Consider the following 21,960-nt stretch of genomic DNA (forward strand, 5'->3'; position numbering starts at 1 on the left):
TCGAGCGGATGCAACGATGAAAGCTGCAAGCATTGTTCGGCTACGAGACTAACCCACCCGAACACCGGCGAACGGGGGCCGATGGCTAAACCGACGACGCGTCTCGCCACCAGCGGCCGCGCGCTGTGGCGCGCAGGTGTTCCGCTGGTGTGTCTGCTGGCCGGATTGCTGCTCGGCGCGACGCACGGGGTGTCCGGGGGCGGTGAGATTCGGCGCAGCGACGCACCACGGCTGGTCGACCTGGTCCGCGAGGCGCAGTCGAACGTCGACGGGCTGTCCAGCGAGCGGGATCGGCTGGCCGCGGCGATCGACTCCACCCACGGCCGGTCGGCGGATGCCGCGCTGGCGGCGATGCAGCGGCGGTCCGCCGAGTTGGCCGGCGACGCGGGCCTGGACCCGGTGCACGGGCCCGGCCTGGTGGTCACGCTCAGCGACGCGCAGCGCGACGCCAACGGCCGCTTCCCCCGCGACGCTTCCCCCGACGATCTCGTCGTGCATCAGCAGGACATCCAGGCCGTCCTCAACGCGTTATGGAGCGCGGGCGCGGAGGCGATCCAGATGCAAGACCAGCGCATCATCGCGACCTCGGCGCCGCGCTGCGTCGGAAACACGTTGCTGCTCAACGGACGTACCTACAGTCCGCCCTACACCATCACCGCCGTCGGCGATCCCGGCGCCATGCAGGCCGCGTTGGCCGCCGCTCCCCTGGTGACCCTCTACAAGCAGTATGTGGTGCGGTTCGGACTCGGCTACACCGAACAGGTCACGCCCGACGTGCGCATCGCCGGGCACACCGAGCCGGTGCGGATGCACTTCGCCCAGCCGGCCGGCCCGGTCAGCTACTGACGCAGCCGGTGTTGCGCGGCGACCCGCTGCGCCCGGCTACGCCGCGCTTGCGATCGCCGTAGGTGTTGCGCGGCGACCCGCTGCGCCCGGCTACGCCGCGCTTGCGATCGCCGCGTAGCCTGTTGCGATGCGGATCCTGGTCGTCGACAACTACGACAGCTTCGTCTTCAACCTGGTGCAGTACCTCGGGCAGCTCGGCGTCGAGGCGCAGGTGTGCCGAAACGACGACGCCCGGCTGTCCGACCACGCCGCGGTAGCCGCCGAGTTCGACGGCGTGCTGCTCAGCCCGGGACCGGGCACGCCCGAGCGCGCCGGCGCCTCGATCGGCCTCGTGCATGCCTGCGCGGCGGGGCGCACCCCGCTGCTGGGCGTGTGTCTGGGGCATCAGGCCATCGGCGTGGCGTTCGGCGGCACCGTGGACCGCGCCCCCGAGTTGCTGCACGGCAAGACCAGCAGCGTCTTCCACACGAATGTCGGTGTGCTGCAAGGGCTTCCGGATCCATTCACGGCAACCCGCTATCATTCGCTGACGATTCTGCCGGAGACCCTGCCGGCTGAGCTCGAGGTGACCGCGCGTACTCGAAGCGGCGTGATCATGGGGGTACGGCACACCGAGCTGCCGATCCACGGCGTGCAGTTCCACCCAGAGTCGATCCTCACCGAGGGCGGTCATCGGATGCTGGCCAATTGGCTGGCCTACTGCGGACACCCCCGGGACGACGCGCTGGTGCGCCGGCTGGAGAACGAGGTCATGAAAAGCACTGCCGCGCTGCCGGCTACTGACCGAACTTCAGCGTGATCGGGCCGTCCTTGTTCACGCCTTGTCCCGCCGCCGGGCTCTGGTAGACGATCCGGTTGTGCTTGTCGCCGCCGGCGTCGACGTCGGCGCCTTTGACCAGCACCCCGGTCCAGCCTAGCGCCCGTAGTTGCGGTTCGGCGTCCGTCCAGAACATGCCGGACAGGTCGGGCATCGTGAACTGGTTGCCCTTGGACACTTGCAGCTCGATCACCGAGTCCACCGGCACCGTAGCGTCGGCGGGCGGATTGGTGCCGACCACCTCGCCGGCCGGGCGGGAGCTGTCCACGGCGGCCTCGGTGAACTTGGTGAAGCCGTACACCGTCAAGTTCTTTTGCGCGAGCTCGACGGTCTGCCCGGCGACGGCGGGCACCTGCTTGGTCGCCGGACCCGACCCGACGATGACGGTGATTTCGTTGGTGATCGCCGAGGTCTGGTTGGCTGGCGGGTTGGTTCCGATGACCCGGTCCTTCATGTCCGGCGTCGACGGCGAATTGACTTGCTTGAACCGCCCGAATCCGGCGGCCTTCAACTTCTTGACCGCCGACGCGTAGCTCAGCGACGAGACGTCGGGCACCTCACGCTGCTCGGGTCCGGTGGACACGTTGATGGTGATCTCGTCGCCGGCACCCACCGAGGAGTTGGCGCCGGGATCGGTGCCGATGACATGGTCGGGCGGGACGGTCGAATCGGGCTTTTGCTGTGTGCGGGTCTTGAAGCCGCGGTTCTGCAGCGTCGCAATCGCGTCGGCGGATGCCTGACCCCGCACGTCGGGCACCTGCACATTGCGCATGTTGCCGCCGAACGTGTTGATCACGATCGTCACGATCACGGTCAGCACGGCCAGCACCGCCACCGCGATCAGCCAGCGGCCAACCGAACCCGCATTGCGGTCCTTGGCGAAGTCGAGTTGCTGACGCGGCAGCGGGTCCGTTTGCGGCCCCACCGGGCCAGAGGGATGCGACGCCATCATCGACGTGCGCTCGGCATCGGTGAGCACCTTAGGCGCTTCGGGCTGCTCCCCGTTGTGCACGCGAATCAGGTCGGCGCGCATCTCCGCGGCGGTCTGGTAGCGGTTGTCCGGGTTCTTCGCGAGTGCCTTGAGCACCACGGCGTCGAGCTCCGGTGGGATGCCCTCGTGCCGCTGCGACGGCGGGATGGGGTCTTCGCGGACGTGCTGATAGGCCACCGCGACCGGTGAGTCACCAACGAAAGGTGGCTCTCCGCAAAGTATTTCGTATAGCACACAACCCAGCGAGTAGACATCGGAGCGGGCGTCTACCGGCTCACCGCGGGCTTGCTCGGGCGAGAGGTATTGGGCCGTCCCGATCACCGCCGCGGTCTGGGTGACGCGGTTGCCGCCGCTGTCGGCAATTGCCCGGGCGATGCCGAAGTCCATCACCTTGACCGCGTTGTTGTTGCTGATCATGATGTTGGCCGGCTTGACGTCGCGGTGGATGATGCCGTGCTGGTGAGAGAAGTTCAGCGCCTGGCAGGCGTCGGCGATGACCTCGATGGCCTTTTTCGGCGGCATCGGGCCGTCGGTGTGCACGATGTCGCGCAGCGTGACCCCGTTGACGTACTCCATCACGATGTAGGGCAGCGGCCCGGCGTCCGTCTGCGCCTCGCCGGTGTCGTACACCGCGACGATCGCCGGGTGGTTCAGCGCCGCGGCGTTTTGCGCCTCACGCCGGAATCGCAAATAGAAGCTCGGGTCGCGGGCCAGGTCCGCGCGCAACACCTTAACCGCGACGTCGCGGTGCAACCGGACGTCGCGGGCGAGGTGAACCTCGGACATGCCGCCGAAGCCGAGGATTTCCCCCAGCTCGTAGCGGTCGGACAGGTGTTGCGGGGTGGTCATTACCGTATCTCGTGTCGATCCAGCGACGCGTGCGTCAACGCGACAGCTGCAGGCTGCGCCTTTTGCCGTCCAGAATTACCTGTCGCCCCGCGATCCGTCCAATTGGACGGCTGTACCGTCGACGAGCCCGCGTTGCTCGGCGAGGGCGTCCCGGTATCGGTGACAGTGGGCGCCGACGGCTGAGGCTGCGTGGTCTCGTCGCGAGAGTTGATGACGATGAGCACCGCGATGATGATCGCCAGTGCGCCGAGCACACCCGCCGCCCACAACAGTGCGCGCTGGCCGGACGAGAACGTGCGGCGCGGCGGCGGTGGTCGGTGCCCGCCCGTCGTCGGCCGTGATCGGCGCGCCGCGGGAGTGCGGCCGCTGGGGTTGGCGACGGCCCTTGCCTTGGCGCCGGACGGGATGGAGGCGGGGGTGGCCCGCCCGGCTGTCGCCGCCTGGTTGGGTCGCGGCGGCCGGCGACCCGCGCGGACGGCCGCTACCGCGTCGGCGAAAGGGCCCCCACTGCGGTAGCGCATGCCCGGATTTTTGACCAGCGTGATCTCGATGAGTTCACGGACATTGGGCGGCAGCTCGCTGGGCAGCGGCGGAGGCGGCTCCTTGATGTGCTTCATCGCCACCGTCAGCGCGCCGTCACCGGTGAACGGGCGACGGCCCGAAACGCATTCGTAGCCAACCACTCCCAGCGAGTAGACGTCACTGGCCGGGGTGGCGTCGTGGCCCAGCGCCTGCTCGGGGGCGATGTATTGGGCGGTGCCCATCACCATGCCGGTCTGGGTGACCGGCGCCGCGTCGACGGCCTTGGCGATGCCGAAGTCGGTGATCTTCACCTGGCCGGTCGGGGTGATCAGGATGTTGCCGGGTTTGACGTCGCGGTGTACCAAGCCGGCGGCGTGCGCGACCTGCAGCGCACGACCGGTCTGCTCGAGCAGGTCCAGCGCGTGCCGCAGCGACAGCTTGCCCATGCGCTTGAGGACGGAGTTGAGCGGCTCGCCGTTGACCAGCTCCATCACCAGGTAGGCGGTGCGGCCCTCGCCGTTCATCTGGGTTTCGCCGTAGTCGTGGACGCTGGCGATCCCGGGGTGGTTGAGCATCGCGGTGGTGCGCGCCTCCGCGCGGAACCGTTCGATGAATTCGGGGTCGGAGGAGAACTCGCTCTTGAGTACCTTGACCGCGACGCGGCGGCCCAGCCGGCTGTCCACCGCCTCCCACACCTGGCCCATGCCGCCGGTGGCGATGAGGCGCTGCAGGCGATACCGGCCAGACAGCGTCACACCTACTCGCGGGCTCATGGTCCTCCCTGCAGGGCGGCCTCGATCACCGCCCGTCCGATCGGCGCGGCCAGCGCACCGCCGGTCGCGGACAGCCGGTCGGCGCCATCCTCCACCAGCACCGCAACGGCCACCTTCGGGGTCTGTGCCGGCGCGAAGGCGATGTACCACGCGTGCGGTGGAGTGTTGCGCGGGTCGGTGCCGTGCTCTGCGGTACCGGTCTTGGATGCGATCTGCACGCCGGGGATCGCCCCTTTCTGCTGTGTGACTTGCTCGGCGCCGACCATCAACTCTGTTAGCTTAGCCGCGACCTGCGGCGACACCGCACGGCGCTGTTCGTGCGGGGTGGCTGTGCTGATGTTGGCCAGGTCCGGCCCCTTGAGGCTATCGACTAGGTACGGCTGCATGGTGACTCCGGCGTTGGCGATGGTCGCGGCCACCAGCGCGTTCTCCAACGGCGTCAGTGCGACGTCCTTCTGCCCGATGCTCGACATGCCCAGCGCCGCGGCATCCGGGATCGGGCCGAGGGTGGACTCGGCGACCTGCAGCGGAATGGGGTCTGGCGCCGCGTCGAAGCCGAACGACTGCGCGGTGCTGCGCAGCGCGTCGGCGCCGGTGAGCATGCCGAGTTGGACGAATGCGGTGTTGCACGAGTGAGCGAAGGCCTCGCGCAGCGACACCGTCGGCTCCTGGCCGCACGAGGAGCCGCCGTAGTTCTCCAGCGTGGCGCTGCTGTCGGGCAGCGGAATCTTGGGTGCCGCGGTGAGCTGCTCGTCCTCGGTGGCTCCCGACTGCAGCGCGGCGGCGGTGGTGATCACTTTGAACGTCGAACCAGGCGGGTAGGTTTCGGCGATGGCACGGTTGGTCAGCGGCGAGGCGGGGTCGTCGCGCAGCCGCTGCCAGGCCTGCGACTGCTCCTCGGCGTTGTGTGAGGCCAGCAGGTTGGGGTCGTAGGACGGCGACGACACCAGCGCCAGGACCTTGCCGGTGGACGGCTCCAGCGCCACCACCGCGCCCTTGCACGGTCCGCCGCAGCCCTGCTGCATGGCATCCCAGCCGGCCTGCTGGACACGCGGGTTGATGGTGGTGTCGACGTTGCCGCCGCGGGGGTCGCGGCCGGTGAAGAAGTCGGCCAGCCGGCGGCCGAACAGCCGCTGGTCGGAGCCGTTGAGCAGCGGGTCTTCGGCGCGTTCCAACCCGGTGCTGGAATAGCGCAGCGAATAGAAGCCGGTCACCGGCGCGTACACCGCCGGCTCGGGGTAGACCCGCAGGAAACGAAAGCGGTTGTCGGTGGCCACCGAATAGGCCAGCAACTGCCCGCCGGCGGTGATCTGACCGCGCTGGCGCGAGTATTCGTCGAGCAGCACCCGCTGGTTGCGAGGGTCGGAGCGCAGCCCGTCGGCGGTGAACACCTGCGTGAGAGTGGCGTTGAACAGCAGCAAGACGATCAGCGCCATCACGGTCAGCGAGATCCGGCGCAGGGAGGCATTCATACCCGCTCGATCACCTCGGTGCTGGCCGCTGCGATCGGCGACGTGTTGCGAGGCCGGGCGCGGAATGGGCGCCGCGCTGCGTGCGAGATGCGCACCAAAATCGCCAGCAGCACATAGTTGGCCAGCAGCGACGAGCCGCCATAGGACATCCACGGCGTGGTCAGGCCGGTCAGCGGAATCAGCTTGGTGACGCCGCCGACCACGATGAACAACTGGATGGCCAGTGTCGAGGACAGGCCCGCGGCCAGCAGCTTGCCGAAACTGTCACGCACCGCAATCGCGGTGCGCAGCCCGCGGATGATGACGATGGTGTACAGCATGAGAATGCCTGCCAGACCGACTAATCCGAGCTCTTCTCCGAACGCGGCGGTGATGAAATCGGTCGACGCCGCGGGCACGGTATCGGGTTGTCCGTTGCCCAGCCCGGTGCCGAAGATGCCGCCGGTGGCGAAGCTGAACAGCGACTGCACCATCTGGTAGCCGTTGCCGTCGGGGTCCGCGAACGGGTCCAGCCAGGTCTGCACGCGTATCCGGACGTGGTCGAAAACGTAGTACGCCGCAAGGCTTCCCAGCGCGAACAAGGCCAGCCCGATGACCACCCAGCTGAACCGCTGGGTGGCCAGATAAACCACCACCAAAAACGATGCATACAGCAAAAGCGAAGTGCCCAAGTCTTTTTCGAAGACCATCACGCCGACGGAGATCACCCAGGCGGCCAGCAGCGGCGCGAGATCACGGGGCCGGGGCAGGTCCATGCCCAGCACATGTTTCCCGGCGCTGGTGAACAGCCCCCGTTTGGCCACGAGCACCGCCGAAAAGAAGATGAGCAGCAAGATCTTGGAAAACTCGGCGGGCTGAATCGAAAAGCCCGGCAACCGAATCCAGATCTTGGCGCCGTTCTGTTCGGAAAACGATGCCGGCAGCAGCGCGGGAATCGCCAGCAGCATCAGGCCGGCCAGCCCGCTGATGTAGCCGTAGCGGGCCAGTTGCCGGTGATCCTTCAGCGTGCTCATCCCGAACGCGAACGCGGCCACCCCGACCACCGTCCACAACATCTGCTGGTTGGCGCTGGGGCCACTGCTGTGGCGGGGGCCGGCGAGGTCGAGCCGGTGGATCATCACCAGGCCCAGGCCGTTGAGCAGGGCCACCACCGGCAGCAGCAGCGGATCCGCGTAGGGCGCAAAACGCCGGATGGCCAGGTGCGCGCCGACGAAGACCGCCAGGAACGCGGCGGCGTAAGTGACCAGGTCCCAACGCAACCCGCGGTCCTGGTTGGCCTGGACGATCGTCAACGCCGCCGCGGTGATCACGGTGGCGAAGCACAGCAACAGCAGTTCGGCGTTGCGCCGGGTCGGCAGCGGAGGTGTCACCGCGACGGGCGGCTGCGGCGCCGTGCTCACTGCGCGCGTCGCGTCCTCGTCGTTGCGCGCTGCATCGCCGCCGGCGCGGGTCATGCCGCCGCCCGGCAATCGGTTCCTGGCTCGGGTGGCGGCGGGGGAAGTGCAGTCACAGTGGGCGCGGTGGTCGTTGGCGACGGACCTTGCGCGGGTTCTTCGGGGCCTGCCGTGCTGCGCGGCGGCGCGCCCGGTTCCGGTGTGCGGCTGGTGGTCGGCGCGGTCGAGGACGGCGAGGTGGCGCGCGGCGGGGGGCACGGCGGCAGCAAGGAGCCGGCGGACAATTGATGAAGTTGCGCGATGGCGTCCTCGAGAGTTCCGGCCGGCAGGCCTGCGGCGACCTGGGCGCGTTCCGATGGACGCAGGTCGGACAGTTTCATCGGTCGGCAGTTCAGCGTGCCTTTGGACTGGCCGTAGTTGATCTGCGACAGCTCGTTGCGGCCGTTGAGGCAGCCGACCAGATACGGCTCGTGCAGCGGAAAGCCCAGTATCGAACCCTGGATGCCGCGCATGATCGACACATTGCCGTTGTAGGCGGCCACGTAATAGTTGCTGCGGATCACGGTGCGGCCGACCGCCAGCCCCGACAGGATCAGCAGCACCACCAGCGCGACGCCGATCGCCATCCGTCGTCGCGATCGCCGCGGGCGTGGGAACGTATCTATTTGTGGCAGAACACGTTTGACGACGCTCTTGCGGGGACTGATCGCCGACGCCCGCCCGGCGGCGGTGTTGGGCCGGGTGAGTTGGTCGTCGTCGCCCGACACCGCGCCCGCGATGATCGGCTGGGTCGGGCCGTAGTTGTCGTCGACGACGTCGGCTACCACGACAGTCACGTTGTCGGGGCCCCCGCCGCGCAGCGCCAGTTCGATGAGGCGGTCGGCGGCCTCGACGACGTCGGGGATCTTCAGCGCTTCGAGGATGGTCTCGTCGCTGACCGGGTCGGAGAGTCCGTCCGAGCACAGCAGGTAACGGTCACCGGCGTGTACCTCCCGCATGGTCAGGGTCGGCTCGACCTCGTGACCGGTCAGGGCCCGCATGATCAACGAGCGCTGCGGGTGGCTGTGCGCCTCCTCCCGGGTGATGCGCCCCTCGTCAACCAGGGTTTGGACAAACGTGTCGTCCTTGGTGATCTGCGTCAGCTCGCCGTCGCGCAGCAGGTACCCGCGCGAGTCGCCGATGTGCACCAACCCAAGCCGGTTGCCCGCGAACAGAATTGCCGTGAGAGTGGTGCCCATACCTTCGAGATCGGGGTCCATCTCGACTTGGGCCGCGATGGCCGAGTTGCCGGCCCGCACCGCGGCGTCGAGCTTGGCCAGCAGATCACCGCCCGGTTCGTCGTCGTCCAGGTGGGCCAGCGCGGCGATCACCAACTGCGACGCCACTTCGCCGGCCGCGTGGCCGCCCATGCCGTCGGCCAGGGCCAACAGCCGCGCGCCGGCATAGACCGAGTCTTCGTTGTTGGAACGCACCAGGCCGACATCGCTGCGAGCCGCATAACGCAAGACCAGGGTCACGGGCGCAACTCGATTACCGTTTTGCCGATGCGAACCGGCGTGCCAATGGGAACCCGTACCGCCGTCGTCACTTTCGCCCTGTCAAGGTAAGTACCGTTGGTCGATCCTAAGTCCTCGACGTACCATTCCGAGCCGCGCTGGGATAGCCGCGCGTGCCGCGTCGAAGCGTAGTCATCGGTGAGTACCAAGGTCGAATCGTCGGCCCGGCCGATCAGCACCGGTTGGCCGCTCAACGTGATCCGTGCGCCCACCAGCGAGCCTTCGGTCACCACCAGGTAGCGCGCGGTGGTGCGCCGCTGCCGCGACGGCAGCAGGGTGCCGCGTAACGCCAAGCCGCGTCGCACCATCACCGCGCCGGTCGGCGCGTAGATGTCGGTCCGCAAAATTCGCAACACCGACCAAATGAATAGCCATAGCAGCATCAAGAATCCGGCGCGCGTCAGCTGCAGTACCAATCCCTGCATCTGGCGTCCTCTCCGTCCTGGCACCGCTCGCTTCGCCCGCGATACCGAGCACATCAGCAACGTCACGATACTTGGACAGCGCTCGACGCGGAGTGAAGCTGGTTAGCTTGGCCCGGCTGTGACCTCAGTGAATATGGACGATGATCTCTGAATGGCCCAGGCGGATCACGTCGCCGTCGGCAAGCTGCCACTCCTGCACGGGTGCGTTGTTGACGGTGGTGCCGTTGGTGGAGTTGAGGTCGGAAAGTAGCGCGACCTGTCCGTCCCAGCGGATTTCCAGGTGCCGACGCGACACCCCGGTGTCGGGCAGCCGGAACTGTGCGTCCTGCCCGCGGCCGATGATGTTGGCGCCTTCACGCAGTTGGTAGGTCCGCCCACTGCCGTCGTCGAGCTGCAGCGTGACCGTGGTGCCGGTGGACCCGTAAGCGCTCTGGCCGTAACCGCCGTAACCAGCGGCCCCTGCCTGGCCGTAGTCGTAGTCGCGGCCCGCCGGTTCGGCGTAACCTGCGGCGGGCGGGGCGTAGCCGCCACCGGCAGGACCGGCGTCCGGGTAGCGGCCGTAATCGGGTTGACCGTAGTCCTGGCGCCCGTAACCCGGGGCGCCTTGGTAGCCCTGGTCGTAACCGCCCTGGTCCGGATAGGGCGCGCGCTGGTCGGGTTGCGCGTAGCCGCCTTCGTCAGGGCGGGCCGGCCCCCGCCCGTAGTCGCCGTAGTCGCCGTAACCCTGGCCGGCGGGTTGGCCGTAGCCGCCTTGTCGATAACCTGCGTCGTAGCCCGGGGCGCTGTAGCCGCCGGCCGGGCGCTGTTCGTAGGGCTGATAGCCGCCTTGCTCGGGGTAGCCGCCTTGCTCGGGGTAGCCTCGCTGGTCTGGGTAGCCGCCGCCCTGGTCCGGGTAGCCCCGCTGCTCCGGGTAGCCGCCCTGGTCTGGGTAAGCGCCCTGCTCGGGGTAACCCCGTTGCTCTTGGTAGCCGCGCTGGTCCGGGTAACCGGCTTGGTCGGGGTAGCCGCCCTGGTCCGGCTGCCTGGGCGGATAACCGCGCTGGTCCGGATAACCACCGGATTCCGGCGGATACGGAGCGCGCGGCTCTTGGCCGCCGCCCCGAGGCTCGTCGGGCCCGCGCCCGTAGGGGTCGTCGTAGTAATCGTCACCGGGCCGCCCCTGCCCCTGGCTGCCGCGATAGCTCGAATTCTCAGTCATCGGTGGTACTCCTGATTCTGCGCGGAACGCATGATCTGATTGTGGCGGGGCGAAATCGCTAATTGTCGGGTGGGGCTCCACGTCGGGGTTGACAGCGCCGCGGGCGCGGAACTGCCCGGTGTGCAGGTTCGACGACTGTTCGAACCGGACGACCACATCACCATACGTTTGCCACCCCTGTTCGCCGATGTATGCCGCCAAGCGCTTAGCGAAAGCGTTGGAAGTCAGAGCCGGGTCGGTGCCCACTTTCTGGTAGTCGTGCATACCGAGGGTAATGATGTATTCGTTCGGAGCCAAAAGGCGATTGCCCTGCAGCGGCCGAATACCGTCGGCCGCTTCTCTACGCAGCATGGCCTCAAGCTCTTGCGGGACGATCGAGCCGCCGAACACCCGGGCAAACGCATCACCGACGGTGGCCTCGAGTTTGCGCTCGATACGTTGAACTAGCCCTTTCTGGCTGCTCATGTTCAGCGCTGCCTCACTCGTTTTGCTGCCTCGCCGCTGCAGGGCGGACGACCTCCCTCGCGTCGCGTCACCCGTGTTCTTCCCAGATGGTATCGGGCCAGCGCAGCTCAGCGGCACCTCCAGAACTCTGAGAATCGCATCTCAGCAGGTCACCGGCGATCGACCCAGGTGCGCCCAGCCCCTCCGGGGCACTGGCGCGATTGGGGAAGCCAACTATTACAGTGGTAGTCTCCACCGGTTGTCTAGGGCGAGTGGCGGAATGGCAGACGCGCTGGCTTCAGGTGCCAGTGTCCTTCGGGACGTGGGGGTTCAAGTCCCCCTTCGCCCACCATCTTGACCAGGCGGGTCGTCGCCGACCGAGGTTCGGTCGCCATGTCCGCAGTATCAAGCCTGATCGAATATAAACGGCAGCAACGACTTCCAGAAGCTGGCGTGTTGGCGCGACCAATCCGGTAGCCAGTTAATTAAGTCGCTCCGATCGAGCAGAATCGCCTCAGCCCGTCGATATGAGGACGCCCGCGGATTCCAGTCCCGACCAGGGCTAAGCGGCCGAGTCATTATGATGCACCCTTACGAGCAGGGGCGGGGGGCCCGATGCGAGTGCGCCAGCGGAAGGTGGAGTCAGTGGGCTGGATTAGCGACCGGTGGCATGACCTGAGCAACTTCGGGTCCACCGCCTGGCTGGGCCTTGCGCTGTGGGTGATCGTCGTCGTCGCTCTGGTGGCGCTGATCTATGTGCGCTACCACCTCGCCCGCATGCGCAAGTTGAGTTTCGAAGACCACCGCCCGCAGGTCACCATGTTCATGGAGCCGCACGCCGCGGACTGGCATCTCGTGGAACTGGTGGTCAGGAACTTCGGTCAACGGACGGCGTATGACGTGCGGTTCCAGTTCAACAACCCGCCCACCGTCGCCGAGTACGAGAACGCCTACGAGGGCATGGTCGACATCACCGAACTGCATCTGCCCGAGGAGCTGCCGGAGTTGGCGCCCGGCCAGGAGTGGCGCACGGTGTGGGATTCGGCCCTGGATCGTCATCAACTTGGTGGTGCTATTGCATCGCTTTTCACCGGAACGGTCACCTACTACGACAGTCCGGCTCCGGAAGGCCGGTGGAGCAATTTCAGAGCGCGGCGACGCAAACCGATCGAAACGAAAGTGGTGCTCGATTGGGGCACGCTGCCCCCGGTGCAGCGGATCGAATTGATGACGTCGCACGACCTGGCTAAGCGCGAGAAGCAGAAGCTGGAGCTGTTGCGCTGCCTGCTGACGTATTTTCAGGTCGCCAGTCAGGAAACCAGACCGGAAGACGTGCGCAGCGAGATCGACCGGATCAAGCACGCGACGCAGGAAATTCGCAATCGGTGGCGCAGCAGACAGCTCGAAGAGCCCACTGACGTCAGGATGCGTCGGCCGCACTCCGGGCGCCCGCCGATCCGCGACGGGGAGCCGGAGCCCGAGCCCAGCCGGCGTCGTACCGAGTTGACGTAACCGGCAGCCGACGTCAACGCGCGCCCGCCTGAATGCCTCCCGTAAAATTTATCTGCCTGACTGGCGCCGACTTGACGTGCTAACTAAGAGCTGAGTAGCCCCCTTAGGGCGGCTGCTACGGTAACCGTGTGACCAAAGTGCCGAGGAATTACCGTCGTAGTTGACGCACCCTGGCGTCGCGGTCGGCATGTCTGCCGGAAGATCGTCTCGCCGCTGTCGGTGGGGTCGTGGGTTGACTTAAGGAGTCGGCGATGAGCGACACCGCGCAGGGTTCGCGCGTGGGGTCACAATTTGGGCGCTATCGCCTTACACGCCTGCTCGGGCGTGGCGGGATGGGCGAGGTCTATGAGGCCGAGGACACGGTAAAAGAACGGGTCGTCGCGCTGAAGGTGCTCTCCCCGGCGCTGTGCCAGGATCCGGTGTTCCGTGAACGACTGCAACGCGAAGCCCGGACTGCGGGCCGCTTGCAAGAGCCGCACGTGGTTCCCGTCCACGACTACGGCGAGATCGACGGGCAGCTGTATTTGGATATGCGCCTGATCCAGGGCACCGATTTGGCGACGTTATTGAAAGAGTCTGGTGCATTGACTCCGCCGCGCGCCGTGGCAATTGTGCGCCAGGCCGCTTCGGCACTGGATGCTGCCCATGCCGCCGGGGTGATACACCGCGATATCAAGCCGGAAAACATTCTGGTCACTCGCGACGATTTCGCTTATCTGGTCGATTTCGGCATCGCAAGTGCCACCACCGACGAGAGGTTGACCCAGGCGGGCAGCGCGGTGGGCACGTGGAAATACGCGGCTCCCGAGCGTTTCACCAATGCCGAGGTCACCCACAGCGTCGACGTTTATGCACTGGCTTGCGTACTTCACGAGTGCTTGACCGGCTCGCCGCCATATCGGGCCGACAGTGCGGGAATGCTCATTACCGCGCACTTGATGGAGCCCATTCCGCACCCGAGTCAACTGCACCCCGGTATTCCGAGTGCATTCGACAAGGTGATCGCTCGCGGTATGGCCAAAGACCCCAAGGACCGTTATGCCAGCGCCGGCGAACTGGCGCAGGCAGCGCTCGAGGCGCTCAGCGCACGGGATCAGGATCGCGCGGGCGACATCATCGAGCGCAGCGAAGAAGCCACCCTTCCCGATCTCGAAGCACGACCCCTTCCTTCGCCTCCCCCGCCTCCGCCGCCAGCCACACCGCCGCCCCCGCCAGGACCCTCGACGCGTCCGGCGAGCGGCACGGAGGCGCCGCCCCGCCCGACACCACCACCACCGCCGCAGCCCGCGGGCCCCGGATGGGGTGGCGGCGGTGCTGCGGGGCCCGTGCACCCAGGTCCCGCGCCGGGCGAAACGTCCCGCTCCGCCCCTTCCTTCACACCGGCTGGGAGCAGCTGGCCGGGCCAATTCGGTGCTCCGCCAACAGGAATCCCCCCACGCCGCCCCGCGCCCCGCAGGCCACGTAAACAAAACCGTCGGCTTCCCCTGGTCGCGGCCGCGGCGGCCGTGGTCGCCATCGGCGGCTTGGTCTGGCTGCTACTCCCCTCGGACTCCTCACCGGGCCCGTCACCCACGCCCGAGCCGACGTCCTCCCCCACCGCTGCGTCGTCGCCGACGGTGTCCACACCGCCGCCCGCCGAATCCCAAGCCCGGCTGTTCGGCATGCTGCCTCCTGGCTACCCGCCCGACGTCTGCAAGCCGATTACGCCGCCAAAAGACGCGTTCGCCAAGGTGTCCTGCGGGAAAAATGTCGATCCGGACGGGCCGCCCTCGGCAACTTACGCACTATTTCCCGACAAAGCGACGGCGCGTGCTGCGTTCGACAGAATCGTCAAGACTTCCGCACCCGTCGACTGCCCCGGCCGAATACAATCACCGGGCCCTTGGCACCGAAACGCCACACCGGACCAAGTCAGCGGCATGCTGCTATGCGCAATGCAGCAGGGCTACCCGGCGGTTGTGTGGACCAATGACGACGAACAGCTGGTCAGTGTGGTCCAAGGTGAGCCGCAAGGGCCAACTCTCGAGCAGCTATATATGTGGTGGAGCACGCATTCATGACGCTTGTCGCCGGCCCGGTTCAATGCGGACGGCGGATACAAGCGGCGCGCGACGCTGCCGGGGCGGGTGGTAGAACAGGGGTGTTAATTAGCGCTGGCGACATCTAGGCTCCACAGAATCGGCATAATGTGCCGGTGTTGGCAGCAATCCGTCGCAGCGAAGCCGCCACCGAAGACGATTGAAGACGAAAAAGGAGTGAATCATCTTGAAGATCAGAACCAGCGCATTGGCAGCAGCAGCCATTGCCGCCGCAGGTGCCATCGGGATCGCTGGCGCATCGTTCGCTTCGGCCGATGAGGGCGCGGCTACCAGCAGCCAGAGTCTGGGCAGCCAGGCGAAGATCGTCAACGGCACCAATGTTCAGGGCTGGACCGTCACCGACCTGAAGCCGAGCTCAGACAGCATTCCGTACCAACCGCACGGCACGCTGTGGGAAGCCACCGCCACCGATGAGGCCATCCAGGGCGGGGCCACGCCGATCGTGTCGAACTTCAACGCGGTGTCGCCGAGTGGCCAGACGTACCACGTCTTGTACCAGGTCGCCACTCCGCAGGGCGTCAACCCGGCCGGTCTTGCGGAGGGCCAAAAGACCAGCGGCAAGATCTATTTCGACGTGACCGGCGACAACCCGAACTCGGTCGTGTACACGGACGGTGGCGGCAACCAACTCGCATCCTGGGTGCAGTCGTCACAGCCGCAAGGCCGAACCGGTGGACGTGCGACACCTTCTCCCGCCGGCAACTCCACCACGCCTGCGCAGACCGGGACGCCGGGGGCGGCTACGCCCGCCGGCAACCCTGCGGCACCTACAGCCACCGGTAGCCAGGGGACGCCGATTCCGGCTGGCAGCCAGGGAACGCCACCGACCGCTGGCGGCGCTGCGACGCCGGCCGTCAGCCCCGCCGCGCCCGGGGCAGCTGGTACCCCGGCAGTGCCTGCTGGACCTGCAGCGCCTGGGGCGGCGGGTAGCCCGGCAGCCCCGGCACAGGGAGCACCTGCAGCACCTGGAGCAGCAGGTGCGCCGGCAGCTCCTGCTCCGGCCACATCCGGCGCGCCGGAGACGTCGCCTGGTGGTCAGCAGCCGGGCGGCAGCCAGGGGACGCCCTCTTCGGGAGGCACGCCAGAGGCGCCCGGTACTGCGGGCAGCCCGGATACGACTGCCGGCAGCCCGACGGCCCCGACACCTGGGGCAAGCCAGGCGACCCCGGCGGGGAGCCAGGGCCAGGGCGGCGCCGGCCGCAACGGCTAAGCCGGGAATCCCTACTTCCCGACCCCGGACAGAATCCGACCCCTGCGGTTATCCGCAGGGGTCGGTTTCATATGCGACGCTTCGCTGCCACCCCCTCGTTTGGCGGCGGGGCGTCGACTTGGTTATGCGGGGACCGGGCAGGCCTTGCGGTCCCTCACGGGGTAGCCGTTGCGCTCGGCGAGTGAGCGGAGCTGGCGCAGCGCAAACGTCCGTGCACGACCCGTTTCAGGAACCACCACTCCGGCCCAAAGGCCTTCTACCCCAGGCAGTTCGCAAGCTTCTCGAGCACAAAGCCAGCGACGTGGGCAAGACCGACAGATCGTCTTGGCCTCTTCGTCGGGGATCGTCGTCCAACGCTCCGGGTCTCGTGTGCACGCACCCAGCGGGAGTTCGTAGAGAGCTGTTGCGGTCATGTGTCCCGTTCCTTCGATAAGTGCCGCGGTCTCACGGCCGATGGTTCAGAAGCGTATAGCACAAACCGTAGCAGTGCAACAGTTACCGCTACATTCCCTGCAACGGTCGGCGCAACACTTTACGAAGGGCACCCCGAACGTCACGTCGGCCATGCCTGGCGGCCGCCTTGCCGCACGGGGCCGGGCTGGCCTGCCGGCGCCATCGCGACGACGACGGCGTCATAGCAGTTCACATGCAGATAGGACGACGCAAGTGGTCGCCGAACGCCCGCCCGGCCGGGGCCGGTGGACAACACATCGGCGACGCCGACAGCGGCGAAGACACGCGCCGGTTTCCGCGGCATAAGCCGTAGCGCTGAGACGGTTTTACGTGCTGCCGCACCCCTTCTCGAGAGACGTGCGTCGCCTAACAAACGTAGCTCCGGCCATAGCGCACAGCGGCGTGCAACGGTTACCATCGAAGCGGCGACCAAAGCCAACCGAAATCCCAAGGAACCCCTCAGATGACCAACGTCGAGCCGACTGCCGACTCAACCCTGTTGATCGTGCAGGACGGCGAGAAATCGCATGCGATCGAGGCCGGTCGCGGGGTGGCGACAATCGGTAGGAACCCAGAGGACCGGGTACAGATCAACGATCCGCGGGTTGCCCTCAAGGTGGAATCCATCGACGGGCAGTGGCGGGTCGTCGACAGCAGTCCTTACGGGATGTTCGTCGACGGATTGCGGACGAGCTCGGTAGCCGTCAAAGGTAGGACAACAGTGCGCCTGGGCGACCCGGCTCAAGGCAGGCCGTTGACCTTCGAGGTCGTCGAGCAGAATAAACCCGGAGACCGGCAGCGGTCCAGCGAGCCCGAAGACCTCGATGTCACTGGCACGTGGCAGATCGATGACCTAGACCCCGGTGTGGTCCGCGCCGGCGCGGCGGCGGCGGCACGTCGCCGCGAGCTCGACATCAGTCAGCGCAGCCTTGCTGCCGACGGGGTCATCAACGCCGGGGCGCTCATCGCTTTCGAAAAGGGTCGTAGCTGGCCGCGGGAACGCACCCGGGCCAAGCTCGAGGAGGTGTTGCGCTGGCCGCCCGGTGCAATTGCGCGCATCCGGGAGGGCGGCCCCGTCCCTGGTGAAGAGGTCACCGAGATTCTGTCCGGCGACGATCAAGTGCCGTTGATCGCGCAGGCCGTCATCGCCGCGGTAGATAGTTGCAGCCTGGCGATCTCCGCCCTGCCGCCGGTGCAGGATCCCGAGTTCACTGGCGGGGTGACATCGATCCTGGCGGACTTGCGCCGACTCGAGGCCGTTGCCGTTCGGGCGACGCAAATCGGCAAGGTCACTCCGCCGTTGATCAAGGCGCTCAGCACGGTACGTCACCACTACGACCAGCTGATGATGCTGGCTGCGACGGCGCCGGGCGCGACGCTCGGGCAGCGGCTGTATGCCGCGCGTCGGCGGGCGAACCTATCGATATCGGAGACCGCGCAGGCGGCAGGCGTAACCGACGACGTGATCGTCCGCGCGGAGACAGAGGAAGCGCTACCTGCCGCGACCGCGGATGCGCTCGAATCGCTGATTGCCCAGATCAGCTGGCGTTGAGCCAGGGCTAAACAATTTGCGTCGCAAAAGCAGCCGCGCACATCGGCATTAGGGTCGCCAATACGACCGCGTTCGGCACTGTCGTATCCAGGCCAGTGACTAGGCGCGTCTTCCGCTTCTCCCCTACCTGCGCCCACACCCTTGCCTGTCCGTGGTTCTTGCCGGGAGACATGTTATTGAAGGCAGCGTTAACTTCGACGTGGTAAAAGTCGGACCAGGAGAATGCTTTCGTGCGGAAGACTTTCCCACGGAAGCCTGAACTCGAAAGTGCAATGAAGCACCCGCCGTCATCGATTGTATACTCCTCTCCCTCGCGCAGGGACCCAAGAATACGGTGGGAGACTTGCGGTTCAATAAACCGACGAGAGATGTCAGCCAATCCTCTCCACGCTGTCTCGTTTTCTGGTACATCTCTCGCCACCGGATTGTCGAAGTTGAGAGTATAGTTATTTCCACGAGAATCATTTACAGAAAACCCTCGATAGATATACATTCCGCTGCCGTAATTATTTGCTGGACCGGGTACACCGATTATTGTCCTGTTCCAGTACGCAACTTGGGTAATATCGCTGAACGCGATCCACTGACCTTGAAGCGTTAGGTGGTCGTTGGTAAGGGATATCGCCCACCGCTGACCATCCCAGAAGCTGGTGATGTAATGACCGTCCGGACCCGGATACCATGGCATGACCGATACCTTCTCATAACTTCGCCCTGGGTGCAGCGACCGTATCGATCCGTTGCAAAGCACACCATCGCATCGTCTGGGCGTGGACCCGTGCATCTAGATCGCGGTGCGGAGGCCACCGCGCGCCGAAGTGGACATCTTTGGGACTAGCGCCGTTATCCCTCCGACTAGCTGGCCCTTTGGCCAAAGCCGCCGTCGCACTCTTTTGGATGAGAGCGATGCTTGAGCGGGATGCCGCCCGCCAAATTCATGCACGGGGGACCATCGGCACGCTGATACGCTGTGATCCGACGAAGGGAGCTGCCCGGTATGGGTGATGGTCCGAATGAGGATGCAGGCCTGCAGAAGTTCTATGACTTATTAGGAGTACCTGAAAAGTTCTCAGAACTGCTGGATCCAGGCGGCGGCAGCGCTTTCCGCAAAAGCGGTAAAGCACTCAATAACCTTAACGATGGTTGGAAAGCGCTCGACCATCTGACGGGTGCGCTGGACGGTAATCCGAAAGACATCGTAGACCTCTTCGGCGATATGGGGAGTGGCCTCGGTAAGGGCTTGAAGCTAAAGAGTCTGCCGGACATGCTAAAGACGACCGGCAGGCTGATGGAGGCCGCCGGGAAGAAAGCTGGAATCGAAGGTCTCGAGCAGTTTGGAAAACAGCTATTCTCCAAAGCGGGTTCAAAGTGGGTAAGCGGTCTAGCTGGCGCGGAGACCCCGATTATTGATGCAGCTTTGTTAGCCCTTACCCTGATGAGCCTCCAGCTGGGCTTTGGAGACCCCGATTCAGGTGACCGATTCGGTAACGGTTCGACACAGTTCCAACAGATTTGCGAAGTATTGGAATCCGCCTTTCCGAACGGTTGGGAAGGCGCGGGGTCGCAAGCGTATACCAAACAGAACACCAAACAACAAGGCCACGCAGAAATCATGGCGCACGCCGACAACATGATGCACGGGATTGTGCAAGAAGAGGCGCGCCAGCTCACCCAGACCCAGACATGCATAGACGTCGCATCGGACTTCCTAATGGTCTGCATTCCCGCAGCCATCGCGATGTATGCCGTACCTGTGGTCGGCCCAGAGATGTCTTTGGCATTCCAAACGGGAGTGGTGGCTGGCGCGATGCCCCTCCCCTACGCACGAATGACCCAGATGGCCTTCCAAGCCATGCAGAACGCGATGCAAGTGCAGCAAGTGATCGGCAAATACAACGAGGTGGCCTCCACCGCGCGCCCAACCGGCGCGCCGTCTGCCTTCTGTCCGTCGCCGGGGACTGATGGCACCCCGGGTGGCCCGGGCAAGTCTGCTACGCCCGGTAGTCCGGGCAAATCGGGTTCGCCAACCGGGCCGACTAAGCAGGGTTCGCCGGGTGAGCCCGGCAGGTCAGGGTCGCCGAGTGGGCCGAGCAAGCCGAGTTCGCCAAGCGGGCCTGGCAAGTCCGGGGAGCCCAGCACACCCGGGACGCCCAGCGCTCCGACCGGGCCTGGCGCGCCCAGGATGCCTACTGTTCCGAGCGCTCCCAGCGCACCCGGCATGCCGAGCCAGCCCACCACGCCCAGCTCACCGGACACGCCAACGTCGCCCGGGACGCCGTCCACCCGCAACATCCCGTGGGTGACCACTACGCCGAGCGGTGGCCCCACGCCGGTAGCGACGGCATTCAGTGGGCAGACAGGCGGAGGCGGGTTGGCAAGCACCACCCCACCGGTGCAGCCGGTTACGCCCGGAGCAGGGCCGGGGCCCAGTGTCCCGAAACCTCCTGGACCACAAACGGTTCCCGGTGCAGGACCCGACACGAGCAAGCTGCCCCCGATGGGGCGCGCGCCCGTTAGCCACGAGGTCGAGACCGATACCGATCAGGTGGAGGAGCGGGCAACCTAAGGTTGGATCGGTCAATCCACCGATACCGCACGCCACCGCGTCGGCGCAGTTGTAAATAAGGCAGTTGTAGATAACGAGTAGGAAGAGGGGGGTCTATCCATGACCGACCCGTTACAAGTCACAACAGAAGAACTGCACGAGCTGTCGAGCAAACAGCAACAAGCCGCGTCTCTAGTCGGAGCAGCATCAGCGGCAGCTCAAGGTGTCAGCAGCTCGATGCTGGTGAACCACGGGGTTATCTGCGCCGGAACTACGGCGGCGGTAATGATGGCCGAACAAACCCGAAGCGCCGCGAGCGCCGGCATGCAAGCGGTATCGACCGACCTCGCGGAAAAGCTGAACATGGCGGCAACTAATTATCAGTGCACCGACCAGCACGAGGCCGGCAAGCTCGACGGACAGATGCACACGAGGTAGACGATGACGAGTTCGTATACGACCGACCGCGCGGGCGCCAACATCGACGACGTTGTCGGGGTGGAGGTGACCATCGACGGCATGTTGGTGATCGCCGACCGCCTGAACTTGGTGGATTTCCCGATCTCATTGGGCATCCGGCCCAATATCCCCCAGTTGGAGCTGCGAGATCTTGTTTGGGACCAAGTGCGACGAGATCTCACCGATCAGGGTGTTCTCGACCTCTACGGCACGCCGCATCCGGCGGTCGCGGCCATGGTCGACACGCTCAGCAGGGCAGACCGGACACTGGAAGCCAGGTGGTGGCGCCGCGACGTCAACGGCGGGACCATGGTGCGGTTTGTCGTGTGCCGCAAAGGCGAACGCCATGTGGTCGCAGCCCGCGACGGAGACATGCTGGTGCTCCAGTTAGTGGCTCCGCAGGTCGGCTTGGCCGGCATGGTGACCACCGTCCTGGGGCCCGCCGAACCCGCCGACGTCGAACCGCTCACCGGAGTCGCCAGCAAGCTTGCCGAGTGCACGACTCCCACCCAGATCGCGCAGTACGGCGTCGCTCCGTCATCGGCGCGCATCTACGCCGACATCATCGCCAACCCGACCAGTTGGGTCGAAATCACCGCAACTGAACGCCACCCAGGCGGCACGACGACGACTACCGATCTGGCAGCCGGTGTTGCGGACTCGCGACAGGGCAGAGTGGTCTCGATTCCGCGTCGCGTCAACGGTGAGCTCTACGGCAGTTTCCTGCCGGGCACAAACGAGAATCTCCAGCGCGCGCTGGAGGGGTTGGTGGGATTCTTGCCCTCGGGTGGATGGTTCGATCCGACCGAGGCCGAGTACTCACAGTAAGGGTTTGGGAAGGAA

19 protein-coding genes and 1 tRNA gene are annotated in these 21,960 nt (G+C 66.0%); 10 read left to right on the forward strand and 10 right to left on the reverse strand.

Annotated elements, in window-relative coordinates; genetic code table 11:
• Positions 1-81 precede the first annotated feature (81 nt).
• The gene (locus AWB95_RS21355) at positions 82-846 is read left to right on the forward strand and encodes a DUF881 domain-containing protein (protein WP_085168618.1); all 765 of its coding nucleotides are present in this window, start codon (positions 82-84) and stop codon (positions 844-846) included.
• Positions 847-973: 127 nt separating this feature from the next.
• Complete coding sequence (locus AWB95_RS21360) at positions 974-1,645, forward strand: aminodeoxychorismate/anthranilate synthase component II (protein ID WP_085168619.1); 672 nt, start codon at positions 974-976, stop codon at positions 1,643-1,645.
• On the opposite strand, the gene pknB is transcribed toward AWB95_RS21360, so the two are convergent.
• The 7 genes from pknB to AWB95_RS21395 form a co-directional block, all read right to left on the reverse strand.
• Positions 1,623-3,503 (reverse strand): Stk1 family PASTA domain-containing Ser/Thr kinase, encoded by a 1,881-nt coding sequence (pknB, locus tag AWB95_RS21365; RefSeq protein ID WP_062541831.1) that lies wholly within the window; start codon positions 3,501-3,503, stop codon positions 1,623-1,625. The genes AWB95_RS21360 and pknB overlap by 23 nt on opposite strands.
• On the reverse strand, positions 3,503-4,798 hold the full coding sequence (locus AWB95_RS21370; RefSeq protein WP_085168620.1) for a serine/threonine-protein kinase: 1,296 nt from the start codon (positions 4,796-4,798) through the stop codon (positions 3,503-3,505). Before AWB95_RS21370 ends, pknB begins: the two co-directional genes overlap by 1 nt.
• The gene (gene pbpA / locus AWB95_RS21375; protein ID WP_062541585.1) at positions 4,795-6,270 is read right to left on the reverse strand and encodes a D,D-transpeptidase PbpA; all 1,476 of its coding nucleotides are present in this window, start codon (positions 6,268-6,270) and stop codon (positions 4,795-4,797) included. The genes AWB95_RS21370 and pbpA overlap by 4 nt, the downstream gene beginning before the upstream one ends.
• On the reverse strand, positions 6,267-7,670 hold the full coding sequence (locus AWB95_RS21380; RefSeq protein ID WP_084707389.1) for an FtsW/RodA/SpoVE family cell cycle protein: 1,404 nt from the start codon (positions 7,668-7,670) through the stop codon (positions 6,267-6,269). Before AWB95_RS21380 ends, pbpA begins: the two co-directional genes overlap by 4 nt.
• A gap of 50 nt (positions 7,671-7,720) precedes the next feature.
• On the reverse strand, positions 7,721-9,181 hold the full coding sequence (locus AWB95_RS21385) for a PP2C family protein-serine/threonine phosphatase (protein WP_085168621.1): 1,461 nt from the start codon (positions 9,179-9,181) through the stop codon (positions 7,721-7,723).
• Entirely contained in the window at positions 9,178-9,645 is a 468-nt protein-coding gene (locus AWB95_RS21390) for an FHA domain-containing protein FhaB/FipA (RefSeq protein ID WP_045379966.1), read from the reverse strand. The genes AWB95_RS21385 and AWB95_RS21390 overlap by 4 nt, the downstream gene beginning before the upstream one ends.
• Positions 9,646-9,769: 124 nt before the next feature.
• Positions 9,770-11,308: an FhaA domain-containing protein gene (locus tag AWB95_RS21395; protein ID WP_062541670.1), complete on the reverse strand. Its 1,539-nt coding sequence runs from the start codon at positions 11,306-11,308 to the stop codon at positions 9,770-9,772.
• Between the two features lie 245 nt (positions 11,309-11,553).
• Between AWB95_RS21395 and AWB95_RS21400 the strand changes: the two genes are divergently transcribed.
• The 4 genes from AWB95_RS21400 to AWB95_RS21415 all read left to right on the forward strand — a co-directional run bounded on the left by AWB95_RS21400 (position 11,554) and on the right by AWB95_RS21415 (position 16,108).
• Positions 11,554-11,639, forward strand: a tRNA-Leu gene (locus AWB95_RS21400).
• 293 nt (positions 11,640-11,932) lie between these two features.
• Positions 11,933-12,799, forward strand: a complete 867-nt coding sequence (locus tag AWB95_RS21405; protein WP_238600953.1) for a hypothetical protein — start codon at positions 11,933-11,935, stop codon at positions 12,797-12,799.
• Between the two features lie 251 nt (positions 12,800-13,050).
• Positions 13,051-14,859, forward strand: a complete 1,809-nt coding sequence (locus AWB95_RS21410) for a serine/threonine-protein kinase (protein WP_085168622.1) — start codon at positions 13,051-13,053, stop codon at positions 14,857-14,859.
• 205 nt (positions 14,860-15,064) lie between these two features.
• Entirely contained in the window at positions 15,065-16,108 is a 1,044-nt protein-coding gene (locus tag AWB95_RS21415; RefSeq protein WP_085168623.1) for a DUF1942 domain-containing protein, read from the forward strand.
• 122 nt (positions 16,109-16,230) lie between these two features.
• On the opposite strand, the gene AWB95_RS21420 is transcribed toward AWB95_RS21415, so the two are convergent.
• Together AWB95_RS21420 and AWB95_RS21425 are read right to left on the reverse strand one after the other, a co-directional pair.
• Positions 16,231-16,521 carry a WhiB family transcriptional regulator gene (locus tag AWB95_RS21420; protein WP_084707039.1) on the reverse strand — a complete coding sequence of 97 codons (291 nt, stop codon included), beginning with the start codon at positions 16,519-16,521 and terminating at the stop codon, positions 16,231-16,233.
• A 140-nt stretch (positions 16,522-16,661) separates the two neighbouring features.
• The gene (locus AWB95_RS21425; protein WP_062539455.1) at positions 16,662-16,865 is read right to left on the reverse strand and encodes a hypothetical protein; all 204 of its coding nucleotides are present in this window, start codon (positions 16,863-16,865) and stop codon (positions 16,662-16,664) included.
• Between the two features lie 159 nt (positions 16,866-17,024).
• On the opposite strand from AWB95_RS21425, the gene espM reads away from it, so the two are divergent.
• On the forward strand, positions 17,025-18,113 hold the full coding sequence (espM, locus tag AWB95_RS21430; RefSeq protein WP_062539454.1) for an ESX-1 type VII secretion system transcriptional regulator EspM: 1,089 nt from the start codon (positions 17,025-17,027) through the stop codon (positions 18,111-18,113).
• Positions 18,114-18,120: 7 nt separating this feature from the next.
• On the opposite strand, the gene AWB95_RS23120 is transcribed toward espM, so the two are convergent.
• Complete coding sequence (locus AWB95_RS23120; RefSeq protein ID WP_139818534.1) at positions 18,121-18,801, reverse strand: hypothetical protein; 681 nt, start codon at positions 18,799-18,801, stop codon at positions 18,121-18,123.
• 309 nt (positions 18,802-19,110) lie between these two features.
• Between AWB95_RS23120 and AWB95_RS23900 the strand changes: the two genes are divergently transcribed.
• From AWB95_RS23900 to AWB95_RS21445, 3 genes are all read left to right on the forward strand, one after another.
• The gene (locus AWB95_RS23900) at positions 19,111-20,679 is read left to right on the forward strand and encodes an EspA/EspE family type VII secretion system effector (protein ID WP_232315613.1); all 1,569 of its coding nucleotides are present in this window, start codon (positions 19,111-19,113) and stop codon (positions 20,677-20,679) included.
• Between the two features lie 99 nt (positions 20,680-20,778).
• Positions 20,779-21,096 carry an ESX-1 secretion-associated protein gene (locus AWB95_RS21440; RefSeq protein ID WP_084707038.1) on the forward strand — a complete coding sequence of 106 codons (318 nt, stop codon included), beginning with the start codon at positions 20,779-20,781 and terminating at the stop codon, positions 21,094-21,096.
• 3 nt (positions 21,097-21,099) lie between these two features.
• Entirely contained in the window at positions 21,100-21,945 is an 846-nt protein-coding gene (locus AWB95_RS21445) for an ESX secretion-associated protein EspG (RefSeq protein WP_062539451.1), read from the forward strand.
• Positions 21,946-21,960: the final 15 nt, after the last annotated feature.

Origin of the sequence: Mycobacterium celatum, assembly GCF_002101595.1 — a bacterium.
Taxonomy (GTDB): domain Bacteria; phylum Actinomycetota; class Actinomycetes; order Mycobacteriales; family Mycobacteriaceae; genus Mycobacterium; species Mycobacterium celatum.

Excerpts from the sequence above, each read along its gene's own strand:
- pbpA (WP_062541585.1), bottom strand. The coding sequence starts at position 6,270 with ATGAATGCCTCCCTGCGCCGGATCTCGCTGACCGTGATGGCGCTGATC.
- AWB95_RS23900 (WP_232315613.1), top strand. The coding sequence starts at position 19,111 with ATGGGTGATGGTCCGAATGAGGATGCAGGCCTGCAGAAGTTCTATGAC.
- AWB95_RS21390 (WP_045379966.1), bottom strand. The coding sequence starts at position 9,645 with ATGCAGGGATTGGTACTGCAGCTGACGCGCGCCGGATTCTTGATGCTG.
- AWB95_RS21410 (WP_085168622.1), top strand. The coding sequence starts at position 13,051 with ATGAGCGACACCGCGCAGGGTTCGCGCGTGGGGTCACAATTTGGGCGC.
- AWB95_RS21445 (WP_062539451.1), top strand. The coding sequence starts at position 21,100 with ATGACGAGTTCGTATACGACCGACCGCGCGGGCGCCAACATCGACGAC.
- AWB95_RS21370 (WP_085168620.1), bottom strand. The coding sequence starts at position 4,798 with ATGAGCCCGCGAGTAGGTGTGACGCTGTCTGGCCGGTATCGCCTGCAG.
- AWB95_RS21425 (WP_062539455.1), bottom strand. The coding sequence starts at position 16,865 with ATGCCGCGGAAACCGGCGCGTGTCTTCGCCGCTGTCGGCGTCGCCGAT.
- AWB95_RS21355 (WP_085168618.1), top strand. The coding sequence starts at position 82 with ATGGCTAAACCGACGACGCGTCTCGCCACCAGCGGCCGCGCGCTGTGG.
- pknB (WP_062541831.1), bottom strand. The coding sequence starts at position 3,503 with ATGACCACCCCGCAACACCTGTCCGACCGCTACGAGCTGGGGGAAATC.
- AWB95_RS21420 (WP_084707039.1), bottom strand. The coding sequence starts at position 16,521 with ATGACCGCAACAGCTCTCTACGAACTCCCGCTGGGTGCGTGCACACGA.
- AWB95_RS21440 (WP_084707038.1), top strand. The coding sequence starts at position 20,779 with ATGACCGACCCGTTACAAGTCACAACAGAAGAACTGCACGAGCTGTCG.
- AWB95_RS21395 (WP_062541670.1), bottom strand. The coding sequence starts at position 11,308 with ATGAGCAGCCAGAAAGGGCTAGTTCAACGTATCGAGCGCAAACTCGAG.
- AWB95_RS21360 (WP_085168619.1), top strand. The coding sequence starts at position 974 with ATGCGGATCCTGGTCGTCGACAACTACGACAGCTTCGTCTTCAACCTG.
- espM (WP_062539454.1), top strand. The coding sequence starts at position 17,025 with ATGACCAACGTCGAGCCGACTGCCGACTCAACCCTGTTGATCGTGCAG.
- AWB95_RS23120 (WP_139818534.1), bottom strand. The coding sequence starts at position 18,801 with ATGCCATGGTATCCGGGTCCGGACGGTCATTACATCACCAGCTTCTGG.